General features: G+C 67.1%; 11 protein-coding genes. All 11 read left to right on the top strand.

What is annotated here, in order from left to right; all coding sequences use genetic code 11:
• The first annotated feature begins 179 nt into the window (after positions 1-179).
• The 11 genes from metC to ACO2Q5_RS14875 all read left to right on the top strand — a co-directional run bounded on the left by metC (position 180) and on the right by ACO2Q5_RS14875 (position 12,285).
• Positions 180-1,361 (top strand): cystathionine beta-lyase, encoded by a 1,182-nt coding sequence (gene metC, locus ACO2Q5_RS14925; RefSeq protein WP_423292422.1) that lies wholly within the window; start codon positions 180-182, stop codon positions 1,359-1,361.
• Between the two features lie 90 nt (positions 1,362-1,451).
• On the top strand, positions 1,452-2,438 hold the full coding sequence (locus ACO2Q5_RS14920; RefSeq protein WP_423292420.1) for a TAXI family TRAP transporter solute-binding subunit: 987 nt from the start codon (positions 1,452-1,454) through the stop codon (positions 2,436-2,438).
• Positions 2,439-2,495: 57 nt separating this feature from the next.
• Positions 2,496-4,400 (top strand): TRAP transporter permease, encoded by a 1,905-nt coding sequence (locus tag ACO2Q5_RS14915; protein WP_423292418.1) that lies wholly within the window; start codon positions 2,496-2,498, stop codon positions 4,398-4,400.
• Positions 4,401-4,463: 63 nt separating this feature from the next.
• Positions 4,464-5,180, top strand: a complete 717-nt coding sequence (locus ACO2Q5_RS14910; protein ID WP_423292416.1) for an aspartate/glutamate racemase family protein — start codon at positions 4,464-4,466, stop codon at positions 5,178-5,180.
• 4 nt (positions 5,181-5,184) lie between these two features.
• Complete coding sequence (locus tag ACO2Q5_RS14905) at positions 5,185-6,288, top strand: NAD(P)/FAD-dependent oxidoreductase (protein ID WP_423292414.1); 1,104 nt, start codon at positions 5,185-5,187, stop codon at positions 6,286-6,288.
• Positions 6,272-6,574 carry a 2Fe-2S iron-sulfur cluster-binding protein gene (locus tag ACO2Q5_RS14900; RefSeq protein ID WP_423292412.1) on the top strand — a complete coding sequence of 101 codons (303 nt, stop codon included), beginning with the start codon at positions 6,272-6,274 and terminating at the stop codon, positions 6,572-6,574. Before ACO2Q5_RS14905 ends, ACO2Q5_RS14900 begins: the two co-directional genes overlap by 17 nt.
• Positions 6,571-7,968: an NAD(P)/FAD-dependent oxidoreductase gene (locus tag ACO2Q5_RS14895; protein WP_423292410.1), complete on the top strand. Its 1,398-nt coding sequence runs from the start codon at positions 6,571-6,573 to the stop codon at positions 7,966-7,968. Before ACO2Q5_RS14900 ends, ACO2Q5_RS14895 begins: the two co-directional genes overlap by 4 nt.
• Positions 7,965-8,660 carry a GntR family transcriptional regulator gene (locus ACO2Q5_RS14890; protein WP_423292408.1) on the top strand — a complete coding sequence of 232 codons (696 nt, stop codon included), beginning with the start codon at positions 7,965-7,967 and terminating at the stop codon, positions 8,658-8,660. The genes ACO2Q5_RS14895 and ACO2Q5_RS14890 overlap by 4 nt, the downstream gene beginning before the upstream one ends.
• 15 nt (positions 8,661-8,675) lie before the next feature.
• Positions 8,676-11,030 carry a molybdopterin-dependent oxidoreductase gene (locus ACO2Q5_RS14885; protein WP_423292406.1) on the top strand — a complete coding sequence of 785 codons (2,355 nt, stop codon included), beginning with the start codon at positions 8,676-8,678 and terminating at the stop codon, positions 11,028-11,030.
• Positions 11,030-11,371 carry a RidA family protein gene (locus ACO2Q5_RS14880; RefSeq protein WP_423292404.1) on the top strand — a complete coding sequence of 114 codons (342 nt, stop codon included), beginning with the start codon at positions 11,030-11,032 and terminating at the stop codon, positions 11,369-11,371. Before ACO2Q5_RS14885 ends, ACO2Q5_RS14880 begins: the two co-directional genes overlap by 1 nt.
• Positions 11,368-12,285, top strand: a complete 918-nt coding sequence (locus tag ACO2Q5_RS14875) for a 2-hydroxyacid dehydrogenase (RefSeq protein WP_423292402.1) — start codon at positions 11,368-11,370, stop codon at positions 12,283-12,285. Before ACO2Q5_RS14880 ends, ACO2Q5_RS14875 begins: the two co-directional genes overlap by 4 nt.
• The last annotated feature ends 89 nt before the right edge of the window (positions 12,286-12,374 follow it).

Below are 12,374 nucleotides of genomic sequence, written 5' to 3'. Positions count from 1 at the left end.
CAGATTCGCCCGGATCATGCGGAGGGAATTCCCCCGGCGCCCGCGAATTTGGAACGCCCGCGCTGCGGCTGCCCGGAATTCCAGCACAAAGCCTTCGATCTTCGTGTATGACAAAAATATAAATTGCATACCAAAAATGATCATCGCATGCTAATTCCATCGACCGGTTGGAAATCGCCATGACCCTTGATCCTTCCCAGACTGCCGTTGACACCGTGCTGATCCATTCGGGCCGCGCGGGGGAAACCGGCCCGGTGAATGTGCCGGTGCACCGCGCCTCGACCATCCTGTTCGAGACGGTGGCTGATCTGGACGCCGCCAAGGGCAAACGGTTCGCCAAGGGCACGGTGTTCTATGGCCGCTTCGGCACGCCGGATACCTTTGCCTTCGAGGATTCGGTTTCTGCTCTGGAAGGGGCCGTGGCCACGGTGGCCACGCCTTCGGGTCTGGCCGCCTGCGTTCTGCCGCTGGTGGCGTTCCTCAAGCCGGGCGATCATGTGCTGGTGGCCGATACGGTCTATGAACCCACCCGGACCAGCCTGAACGCCTTTATCCGCCGGAACGGGGTTGAGGTGGAATATGTTGATCCGCGCGCCGATCTGGCGCCGCTGATCCGCGACACCACCCGGATGATCTATCTGGAAAGCCCCGGCTCGCTGACGTTCGAGGTGCAGGACCTTCCGGCCATCGCCGCGCTGGCGCGGGGCAGGGGGATCATCACCGTCTGCGACAACACCTGGGCCACCGGCTATTTTTGCCGCCCGCTGGAGCTGGGGATCGACATCGTGGTGCAGGCGGCGACGAAATATATCGTCGGCCATTCCGATGCGATGCTGGGCACCGTGTCGGTCGCTGATGCGGCCCTGCATCAGCCGCTGCGCGAGGCGGCGAACTGGATGGGCTATGCCGTGTCGCCCGATGCAGTCTATCTGGGCGCGCGCGGACTGCGCACGCTGGCGGCGCGGCTGAAGCAGCACCATGCGACCGGGCTTGACCTTGCCCGCTGGCTGGAGGGGCAGGCGGGCATCGCCCGCGTGTTGCACCCCGGCCTGCCGTCACATCCCGATCATGCGATCTTTGCCCGCGATTTCCGTGGTGCCTCGGGCCTGTTCTCGGTCCTTCTGGACACGACGGACCGCGCCGTGGCCGTCCGCTTTGCCGACAGCCTGCGGCTGTTCGGGCTGGGTTTCTCCTGGGGCGGGTTCGAAAGCCTTGTCCTGCCCGGCGACCCCGCCCATGCCCGCACCGCCACCCGCTGGGACGAACCGCGCCAGCTGGTGCGGCTGCATGCCGGGCTGGAAGATCCCGAAGACCTGCGCGCCGATCTGGCGCAGGCCCTGACACAGGCTTTCGGCGCCTGAGACGACCTGTTTTTTCAAGACTGCCCCACTCACGACTTCACCGATACGACCGTACCCGCCCGACGGGACGCCAACAGGAAAGGTAGACGAATGACGCTTTTCTCCAGATCCCTTCAGGGCCTTGCGCTTGGCCTTGGCGTGATGGCGGGTTCCGCCGCCATGGCAGAGACGACCAACCTGGAATGGGCCTCGGGCTCGACCGGGGGCAGCTGGTTCACCATCGTGACCGGCCTGTCGAACATCATCATGGAAAAGAACCCCGATATCGCGATCCGCGTGGTGCCGGGCGGCGGGCGTGACAACCCGACCATGCTGGATGGCGGGATCAGCCAGATGGGCATGGGCATCGACTTTCTGGCCGCCGCCGCGGCCAAGGGGGAGGAACCCTATACCAAGGCGCATGTCGGCCTGACCTCGATGGGCGGCACCTGGGCGCCGGCCGAATTCCATATCATCGTGGATGCTGCCGAGACCCGCACCCTGGGCGAGATTCTGGCCGATCCGGCGGTGAAGGTGGGCACCTCGCCCAAGGCCACCTCGGAAGAGCTGACGCTGCAGCGCGCGCTGGCCTTCTATGACAACAGCGCCGAGAAGGTTTCGGCCGGCGGCGGCGCCGTGATCAACGGCACCTATACGCAGCTGGTTTCCGCCTTTGACGACAACCAGATCAACGTGATCTTCGGCGCGGGCTCTGTGCCCACCGGCATCGCGCTGGAGATCGAGAACGGCCGCCGTCCGGCCAAGCTGATCGCGATGGATGCGCCGCTGATGGATTACCTGTCCGCGACCTATGGCTATGGCAAGGGCGTGATCCCGGCCGGCAGCTATGAAAAGCTGCAGCCCGAAGGTGGCGACATTCCGGTCACCACGCTGGAGGCGCTGATCCTGGTCCATGAAAGCGTGTCCGAAGATGTGGTCTATCGCATGACCAAGACGCTGATCGAAAACCGTGACCGTTTCGGCAACATCTACAAGGTGCTGACGAAATACGATCCCGCCATCGCATGGCAGAACCAGCCGGTTCCGCTGCACCCGGGTGCCGAGAAAGCCTACAAGGAACTCGGCTTCATGAAGTAACCCAGATCCGGGGTGCGGTTTCGGCCGCGCCCCGGACCCGGCGCAAGGGACAGCCCCATGAGACAGCTTTACGGGCCGGTAAAATACGGCATGTGGTTCTGGTTGGCCGGTATGGCCGCACTGCATTTCTACTTTACCATCGGGGGCTATCCGCCGCCTCTGGAACTGGCCTCGCTGCACCTGCTGCTGGCTGTTCCTCCGGTCTTTATCCTCTATCCCGCAACGCCGAAATCGCCCACGCACCGCGCCACCGCGCTGGACTGGGTGCTGGCGGTGTCGGCGATCCTGCCCAGCCTTTATATCTGGCTGGACCCTGATCGCGTCTACAACCGCAGCGCCTATATAGACCCGCTGACCGTGACCGAGGTGGTTCTGGGCACGGTGATGACGCTTCTGGTGCTGGAGGCGGTGCGCCGCGCGCTGTCGGCGGTGCTGTCGGGGCTGGTCTGCGTCGTCATCCTTTATATGTTCGTCTGCAACCTGCTGCCGGGCGTCTGGTATTACCGCGACCTGCCTTATACGCAGGTGGTCGATATCCTTTACCTGATGAACGGCTCGGGCCTTTACGGCCAGCTGACCGGCATCTCGGCCACGATCGTGGCGACCTTTCTGGTCTTCGGCGCCTTCCTGCAGGCCAGCGGCATGGGCAATCTGTTCATGAACGTGGGCACCTTCGTCGCCGGGCGCTACACCGGCGGTCCGGCCAAGGTGGTGGTGGTGGAATCCGGTCTGTTCGGCATGACCAGCGGATCATCGGTGGCGAATGTGGTCGTGACCGGCGCCGTCACCATCCCCGAGATGAAGCGGATGGGTTTTCCCGCGCCCATGGCCGGCGGGATCGAGGCTGCCGCCTCGGTCGGGGGGCTGATCATGCCGCCGATCATGGGCGCCGCCGCCTTCGTCATGGCCGAGATGATCTCGGTGCCTTACGTCTCCATCGTCTCTGCCGCGGCCATCGGTGCGGTGCTTTACTATCTGGGCGTCTTCGTCTCGGTCCATTTCATGGCCAAGAAGCTGGGCATCCAGTCCCTGCCCAAGGATGAGATCGCCACCTTCAAGGATGTCTTGAAGGACATCCACTTCCTGATCCCGCTGGTCGTTCTGATGTGGCTGATGAGCGAGCGGTACTCGCCCTATTATTCGGCCTTCTGGGCAACGGTCGCGGTCTTCGTCTGCTCGTGGCTGCGGGTCCATACCCGCATGGGCTGGCGCAAGGTGCTGGAGGCTTTTGTCGATGCCGGTGCCACGATCTGTGTGATCGCGGTGGCGGTGGCGGCGGCCGGGATCATCACGGCGGGGCTGACGAACACCGGGCTGCTGCTGGCCTTTACCGGCATCATCAAGATGCTGGCGGGGGATTCGCTGCTGCTCCTGGTGCTGCTGGTCGCGCTCAGCTGCCTGTTTCTGGGCATGGGGGTGCCGACGACGCCTGCCTATATCATCACGGCCGCCATCGGCGCGCCGCTCATTGCGGAACACGGCACCGCCTCGCTGATCGCGATCCACCTTTTCGTGCTGTATTTCGCCGTGATGGCGGATGCGACGCCGCCGGTGGCTGCGGCTTCTTATGCGGCGGCGGCGATTGCCAAGGCCAATCCGCTGGTCACCGCGACCTGGGCCTTCCGGATGGCGGCGGGCGGGTTCGTCACCGGCATCGCCTATATCTACGAACCGGCGCTGACGCTGGATGGCACCTTGTATGAGATCGTGACGGCGACGATGGCGGTATCGTCCGGGATCATCCTCATCTGCATCTCTTACGTGGGCTTCAGTTCGCGGCCATTGCCGCTGTGGCTGCGGGTGCTGCTGTTCGCGGCGGGGGCCCTCTGCGCCCTGTGGCACACCCAGCCCGAGCTGATCCGGGGGCTGGTCGGATATGCGATCTTCGCGGGCCTTCTGCTCTTGCCGAAGATCGAGACGGCGCCCGCCCGGATCGAACCGCGACAGGCCGGAACGCCCTGACACCTGACCAGACCGCGGCGCGACAGGCGCCGCGGCTTTCCGCTTTCAAGAAGGACCCTGCCCATGCAGCCCCGGAAAAAGACCTATTACGGCGTGTCGATCGGTATCCTGATGGTGAACACCACCTTCCAGCGCTACATCGGCGATATCGGCAATGCGATGACCTGGAACTTTCCGGTTCAATACAAGATCGTCCACGATGCCGTGCCGTCCAAGATGACCGACCTGCACAACGCGAGCCTTTTGGAGCCGTTCAAGCGCGCCGCGGATGAGCTGATCGCCGCGGGGGTGGACGGTATCACCACGACCTGCGGCTTCCTGTCGATCTATCAGCGCGAGCTGGCGGATCACTGCTCGGTTCCGGTGGCGACCTCCAGCCTTCTGCAGGTGCCGATGGTCGAACGCCTGCTGCCCACGGGCAAACGGGTGGGCATCATGACCTACAACGGCGATGTGCTGAACGGCCCCTATCTGGACGCCGTGGGCATCGCGCAGGACACGCCGGTGGCGGGCATTCCGCAGGATTCCAACTTTGTCCGCTGGATCAAGGAGGGCGATACCTCCGTCACCTATGAGACGCTGAAGTCCGAGGTGGTGGAGACTGCCCGCCGTTTTGTGGCGGCACATCCGCAGATCGGCGCCATCGTTCTGGAATGCACCAATCTTGCGCCGTTCTCGCACTGGATCGCCGAGGCGACGGGCCTTGCCGTCTATGACACGGTGACCATGGTGAATACGTTCCAGGCCAGCTTGCGCCCGCGCGCCTATCCGATGTTCTGAGCGGATGGGAACGGCCGGATATATCGTGGCGGGGGGCGGCATCGTCGGTGCCGCCATCGCCTATGGCCTTGCCCGCGCGGGCGAGGATGTCACCCTTCTGGACGAAGGGGACATTGCGCTGCGCGCCGCGCGGGGCAATTTCGGCAATGTCTGGGTGCAGGGCAAGGGCGTGACCGCCCCCGACTATGCCGATCTGACCCGGCAGGCCGCCCATGACTGGGGCGCCTTTGCCGAGGGGCTGGAGGCGGAGACCGGCATCGACCTGCATTTCCGCCGTCCCGGCGCGGCCTATATCTGCTTTTCGCCTGAAGAACTGGCCAAACGCGCGGCGGCGCTGGCGGCCTCGAACGTGAAGGCGCGGATCCACAGCCCGTTTCAGGTGCTGGACCGCGCCACGCTGGCCGAGGTTCTGCCCGCCATCGGGCCGGGGGTTGCCGGCGGCACCTATTGCCCCGATGACGGCACGGCGAACCCGCTTTACCTGCTGCGTGCGCTGATCAAGGCGATGGTGGCCCGCGGCGGGCGCTACATGCCGCGCCACGGGGTGACCGGCCTGTCGCGCGACGGCGCGGGCTATGCGGTGGACACGGCGCAGGGCCGGTTCACCTGCGGGCGCATCGTTTTGGCCGCGGGTCTGGGCAATGCCCGGCTGGCGCCGATGCTGGGCCTTGCCGGTCCGGTGCGGCCGGTGCGCGGCCAGATCATGGTGACCGAGAAGGTCCGTCCCTTCCTGACCATGGGCACCAACTTCATCCGCCAGACGGTGGAGGGCGGCTGCATCTTCGGCGAAAGCTCGGAAGAGGTGGGCGAGGATGACGGCACCACTCTGCCCGTGCTGCGCGACACTGCGCGCAAGGCGGTAACCGCCTTCCCGCTGTTGCGCGACGTGCGGGTGGTGCGGGCCTGGGGTGCGCTCAGGATCATGACGCCGGACGGGGTGCCGGTCTATCAGGGCCGCGACGGCGCCTTTGTGGTCTGTGTGCATTCCGGGGTGACGCTGGCGCCGTGGCATGCGGGCGGGCTGATCCCGCATCTGCAGGCGGGGGCGCTGGACCCCGATGTGTTTCAATCCTTCCAGCCGGAGCGTTTCGATGTTCAGGCCGCTTGAGCCTTCTGCCCTGCCGCTGGTCACCGTGACGGTCGAGGGGTGCCCGGTGGAGCTGCCCGCCGGCGCCAATCTGGCCGCCGCCTTGTTGCAGGCCGGGGTTGCGCCCGCCCGGCTGACCCCGGTCAGCGGTGCGCCGCGGTTGCCTTATTGCATGATGGGCGTCTGTTTCGATTGCCTTGCCGTGATCGACGGCGTGCCCAACCGCCAGACCTGCCTTGAACTGGTGCGTCCTGGCATGACCATCGCCCGCCAGACCGGCGCGGCCGGAACGGAGGATGCGGCATGACCGATCTTGCCATCATCGGCGCCGGTCCCGCGGGTCTTGCTGCTGCCATCGAGGCGCGGGCGCTTGGTCTGTCGGTCGCGGTCTTCGACGAACAGCCCGCGCCCGGCGGGCAGATCTACCGCAATGTGACGCAGCCGCGCAGCGCCCGCAGTGCCGCCGTGCTGGGGCCGGATTACGCCGCCGGCCGCCCGCTGGCGGAGGAGTTCCTCGCCTCGGGTGCCGTCTATCATCCGCAGGCCACGGTCTGGCGGATCGGCCCGGACGGGCTGTCCTGGACCGCACCGCAGGGCGGCGGTGATCTGGCCGCGCGGCGCGTGCTTGTGGCGACCGGTGCGATGGAGCGGCCCTTTGCCGTGCCCGGCTGGACCCTGCCCGGGGTGATGACGGCGGGTGCGGCGCAGATCCTGCTGAAGACCACGGGCACCGTGGCCGATGGCGCGGTTTTCGCCGGGACCGGGCCGCTATTGTATCTGGTGGCCTGCCAGTATCTGGCCGCGGGAGCCAAGGTGGCCGCCGTGCTGGACACAACGCCCAAGGGTGCGCTTTGGCCCGCGCTGCGGCATCTGCCGGGCGCCTTGCGCCAGCCGGGGCTGCTGTGGAAGGGCGCCAGGCTTCTGGCGAAACTGCGCCTCTCGGGCGTGCCGTTCCACCGCGGCGTGACCGGGCTGGCGTTCGAAGGGGAGGGGGCGCTTCAGCGTGTCCGCTGGCAGGCGGCCGGGCGGGACCATGCGCTGGACTGCGCCCATGCCTTCCTGCACCACGGGGTGATCCCCAACCCGAACATGACCATGGCCGCCCGCGCAGCGCATCACTGGGATGCCGCGCAGGAGACATGGGTTGTGACGCGCGATGCCCAAGGCCGCACCAGCCTGCCCTGGCTCTGGGTGGCGGGGGATGGCGGCGGCATCGCAGGGGCGAAGGCTGCGGCGCTGTCGGGGCGGATCGCCGCGCGGGCGGTGGTCCGCGATCTGGGCCGCAGCCTGCCCGTTGATGCGGCCCTGCCCCGGGCGCTGGCGCGCGAGACGGCGGCGCGACCGTTCCTTGACCGGCTTTACCGCCCGGCGCAGGCTTGGCTGGCGCCGCGCGATGACGCGACGATCCTGTGCCGCTGCGAAGAGGTGACCCGCGGCGCGCTGGCGCAGGCGGTGGCCGAGGGCTGCCCCGGCCCCAACCAGTTCAAGGCTTTCAGCCGTGCGGGCATGGGCCCCTGTCAGGGCCGGATGTGCGGCGCCACCATTGCGCAGGTCTTTGCGGATCTGACCGGACAAAGCCCCGCAGATGTTGGATATTACCGGCTTCGCATGCCGGTGAAACCCGTTACCCTTGGCGAGATTGCAGGCCTGCCGTCCCGGCTTTGTACTGGCACCGATCTGAATGTGAGAGGCACCCGATGACCCTGAACTTCGCCGAGGCGATGCTTGCTTCCAGCCCGGCCCCGGTGCAGGAGGGCGATGATCCGCTGCCGAACCAGATTGCGGGGCATATCCGGCACCAGATCATCCATGACATCCTGAAGCCCGGAGAGCCGATCCGCGAGCGTATTCTGGCCGAGCAGCTGAACGTCTCGCGCACGCCGATGCGGGATGCGCTGAAAATCCTGTCGGTGGAGCGGCTGGTGGAGCTGATCCCCAACCGCGGCGCGGTGGTGGTGAAGAACAGCACCGATGATATTGCCGATATGCTGTCCATCTATACCGAGCTGGAGGCGCTTGGCGGGGCAGCGGCCTGCCGGATGGCGAATGAAGGCGATATCCTGCGGGTGGAACGGCATCTGGCCTTGATGGAGGCGGCGGTGGCCGAGGGCGACCGGCTGAAATACTTCCGCGCCAATCAGGCGTTCCACATGGCGATCATTGCCGCGTCCCGCAACAAGACCCTGATCGAGATTCACGCCAATCTGAGCCTGCGGCTCTACCGGGTGCGCTATCTGGCGATCATGGCGCAGGAAATCTGGCAGGGCCGCGCGGGGGAACATCAGGTGCTGGTCGATACGCTGCGCGCGCGCGACACCGCCCGGATGGCCGAATTGCAGAAGGCGCATTTTCAGGTGGCCTGGCGTCTGATCGACGACTGGTCGCGCCGCTGAGGGGGACACGACATCATGCTGCGCCTGCCCGAACATCCCACCGTCGCCACCCATTGGGGCACCTACCGTGCCCGGATGGAAGCGGGCCGCGTCACCGGACTTGACCCGGTGGCGGCGGACCCCGACCCCTCACCCCTGTCGGACGGGATGGTCGAGGCGCTGACCGCGCCCGCGCGGATCCTGCGGCCGGCGGTGCGCGCCTCGTTCCTGCGTGCGCGCGAGGCGGGGCAGGTGGCGACGGACGGCCCCGGCCGCGGGCATGAGCCTTTCGTGGAACTGCCATGGGATGAGGCGCTGGATCTGGCCGCGGCCGAGATTGCCCGCATCCGCCGCGATCATGGCAACGGGTCGATCTATGGCGGGTCCTACGGCTGGGCCAGCGCGGGGCGGTTCCACCATGCGCAAAGCCAGATCCACCGCTTTCTGAATGCGGTCGGCGGCTATGTGCGGTCGATCCAGAACTACAGCTATGCCGCCGCCGATACGGTCGTGCCGCATATTCTGGGCGACAAGCGCGGGCTGGTGTCAGAGCACACCACATGGCCGGTCATCGCCGCCCATACGCAGGTGCTGCTGATGTTCGGCGGCGTGCCGTGGAAGAATGCGCAGGTCAGCTCGGGCGGGATCGCGCGGCATATCCTGAGCGAGAACCTTGAGGCGATGCGCAGCCGCGGGGCAAGGCTGATCTCCGTCTCGCCGCTGCGGGACGATACGGCGGGGCAGGGGGTGGACTGGCTGCCGCTGCGGCCGGGCACCGACACCGCGCTGATGCTGGCTTTGTGCCATGTGCTGCACGGGGAAGGTCTGGCCGACCGCGGCTTTCTGGCCAGCCATACCGCAGGGTTCGATACCTTCGCCGCCTATCTGACCGGCGCGTCGGACGGGGTGGCCAAGACCCCGGAATGGGCCGCCGGGATCACCGGCATGGCGGCGGCCCAGATCCGCGATCTGGCGCGGCTTCTGGCCCGCAACCGCAGCTTCGTGATGGTGGCATGGTCCCTGCAACGGGCCGACCATGGCGAACAGCCCTATTGGGCCGCCGTCGCGCTGGCGGCGATGCTGGGGCAGATCGGCCTGCCGGGCGGGGGCTTCGGTTTCGGCTATGCCTCGGTCAACGGGATCGGCAATCCGGTGCCGTCCTTCAGCTTCCCCTCGCTGCCGCAGCTGGACAATCCGGTGGCGGATTACATCCCCGTTGCGCGGATCGCCGATGCGCTGCTGCATCCGGGTGAGGGCTATCCGTTCAATGGCATGGACCGGGTCTATCCCGATCTGCGCATGGTCTATTGGGCGGGCGGCAATCCGTTCCACCATCATCAGGACCTGAACCGCCTGCGCCGCGCCTGGCAGCGGCCCGAGGCGGTGATCGTGCATGAAAGCTGGTGGAACCCGCTGGCGCGACATGCGGATATTGTGTTCCCGGTGACGACGGTGCTGGAGCGGGACGATATCGCCGCCTCTTCGCGGGACCGTTTCGTCGCCGCCTCGCACCGGGTGGCCGATCCGGCCGGAGCGGCCCGCGACGATTACGACATCTTTGCCGGGCTGGCCGCGCGGCTGGAGGCGGGCGAGCGGTTCACCGAAGGGCGCAGCGCCGAAGACTGGTTGCGGCTGATGTATGGTCAGGGGCGACAGCGCGCCGCCGGTCAGGGTCTGGACCTGCCCGAGTTCGACACGTTCTGGGAACAGGGCATGGTGCTGCTGGACGCGCCCGCGCTGCAGGATCAGCCCGATCTGATGGCCGCGTTCCGCGCCGATCCTGCCGGCCAGCCGCTGCCCACCCCTTCGGGCCGGATCGAGATATTCTCGGAACGGGTGGCGGGCTTCGGCTATGACGACTGCCCCGGCCATCCGGCGTGGCTGCCGCCCAAGGAATGGCTGGGTGCGGCGGGGGATTATCCCTTACACCTGATCTCGAACCAGCCGCGGACGCGGCTGCACAGCCAGTATGATCTGGCGGGGCAGTCCGCCGCGGCCAAGCGCCACGGGCGCGAGGTGATGCGGATGAACCCCGCCGATGCCGCCGCCCGGGGCATTACCGATGGCCATGTGGTGCGGGTGTTCAACGCGCGCGGCGCCTGCCTTGCGGCGGTCGCGTTGTCGGATGACGTGATGCCCGGCGTGGTGCAGTTGCCGACCGGCGCCTGGTACGATCCCGAAGAGGGTGACGCGGCACAGCCCCTGGACCGCCATGGCAACCCCAATGTGCTGACGGGGGACCGCGGCACATCGCGCCTGTCGCAGGGGCCTTCGGCGCAATCCTGTCTGGTCGAGGTGGCGCCGTTCAATGACCCGCTCCCTGCGGTGCGGGCCTTCGATCCGCCCGAGTTTATTTCCCGTTCCGGTTTCAAGACGCTGAAGGACAAGTGATGAAGCATATCGACAACAACGGCCGCCGTTCCCGCGCGATCATCGCCAATGGCACGATCTTCATGGGCGGGCAGGTCGCCGATGATTTCACCGCCGATGCGGCCGAACAGACCCGGCAGGCGCTGGCGCGGATCGACGCGATCCTGACCGATGCGGGCAGCGACCGGTCGAAACTGGTCTCCGCCCAGATCTGGCTGAAGTCGATGGAGGATTACGCCGCGATGAATGCGGTCTGGGATGCGTGGATCGACCGCGACCGGGCGCCGACCCGGTCCTGCGGCGTGGTGGAAATGGCCGATCCCGGCATTCTGGTCGAGATCATCCCGACCGCCGTGCTGTGAGGCTGCTGTTCCAGAGCGACAGCGCCGATCCTGCCCGGTGGGAGGCGGCGCTGCGCCGGGTGGAGCCTGCGCTGGACTTCCGGGTCTGGCCCGATGTGGGCGACCCGGCGCTGGTGGACATGATGCTGGTCCTGCGCCCGCCGCCCGGCGGGCTGGCAGGGTATGACCGGCTGCGGCTGGTGCATCTGATCAGCGCGGGTGCCGATCAGGTGAAGGATTATCCCTTTCCGCCCGGCCTGCCCGTGGCACGGCTGAGCGAGCCGGGGCAGGTGGCGGGAATGGTGGAATATGTGCTGCATGCCGTGCTGCACCATCACCGCGACTTCGACCTTTACGCCCGCCAGCAGGCCGCGCGGATCTGGGAGGAGGTGCCGCGGGTTCCGGCGGCGCAGCGGACAGTGGGGGTGATGGGGCTGGGTGCCCTTGGCACACCTGTGGCCCGGGCCCTGACAGGTCTGGGCTTTGCCGTTCACGGCTGGTCGCGCAGCGGTCGCCCGGTGGAGGGGGTGACGGTCCATGCCGGGGCCGAAGGGATGGCCGGATTTCTGGCCGCGTCGCAGATCGTGGTGGCGCTGCTGCCCCTTTCACCCGAAACGGTGGGCCTGTTCGACGACCGCTTCTTCGCGGCGATGCCTCCGGGCAGTTTCTTCATCAACGCGGGCCGCGGCGCGCAGCTGGACATGGCGGCGCTGGCCCGGGCGCTGGTCTCCGGCCATTTGGCGGGGGCCACGCTGGATGTGCTGTCACCCGAGCCGCCCGCGCGTGATGATCCGGTCTGGACCGTGCCCAACCTGCGGCTGACGCCGCATATCGCCACCTCGCCCGATCCCCTGACGGCGGCAGAGGTGGTGATCGGCAATTACCGCCGCGTTCTGGCGGGAGAGCCGCTGCTGACCCCGGTCACCCCCGGCTGATACCGGTTTACCCTTCTGACGGAAGACCGAGCGGGCCGGACCATTGCGCGCGGGCAGCGGGACAGCCAAAGAGGTCGCGGCAAGGGGGA

It is taken from the genome of Neotabrizicola sp. VNH66 (genome assembly GCF_049445895.1).
Classification (GTDB): Bacteria; Pseudomonadota; Alphaproteobacteria; order Rhodobacterales; family Rhodobacteraceae; genus Pseudogemmobacter.
This window is presented reverse-complemented; position numbering and strand designations above follow the sequence as displayed.

Coding starts and splice junctions, on each gene's coding strand:
- ACO2Q5_RS14920 (WP_423292420.1), top strand. CDS start 1,452: ATGACGCTTTTCTCCAGATCCCTTCAGGGCCTTGCGCTTGGCCTTGGC.
- ACO2Q5_RS14885 (WP_423292406.1), top strand. CDS start 8,676: ATGCTGCGCCTGCCCGAACATCCCACCGTCGCCACCCATTGGGGCACC.
- ACO2Q5_RS14880 (WP_423292404.1), top strand. CDS start 11,030: ATGAAGCATATCGACAACAACGGCCGCCGTTCCCGCGCGATCATCGCC.
- ACO2Q5_RS14895 (WP_423292410.1), top strand. CDS start 6,571: ATGACCGATCTTGCCATCATCGGCGCCGGTCCCGCGGGTCTTGCTGCT.
- ACO2Q5_RS14915 (WP_423292418.1), top strand. CDS start 2,496: ATGAGACAGCTTTACGGGCCGGTAAAATACGGCATGTGGTTCTGGTTG.
- ACO2Q5_RS14905 (WP_423292414.1), top strand. CDS start 5,185: ATGGGAACGGCCGGATATATCGTGGCGGGGGGCGGCATCGTCGGTGCC.
- metC (WP_423292422.1), top strand. CDS start 180: ATGACCCTTGATCCTTCCCAGACTGCCGTTGACACCGTGCTGATCCAT.
- ACO2Q5_RS14900 (WP_423292412.1), top strand. CDS start 6,272: ATGTTCAGGCCGCTTGAGCCTTCTGCCCTGCCGCTGGTCACCGTGACG.
- ACO2Q5_RS14890 (WP_423292408.1), top strand. CDS start 7,965: ATGACCCTGAACTTCGCCGAGGCGATGCTTGCTTCCAGCCCGGCCCCG.
- ACO2Q5_RS14910 (WP_423292416.1), top strand. CDS start 4,464: ATGCAGCCCCGGAAAAAGACCTATTACGGCGTGTCGATCGGTATCCTG.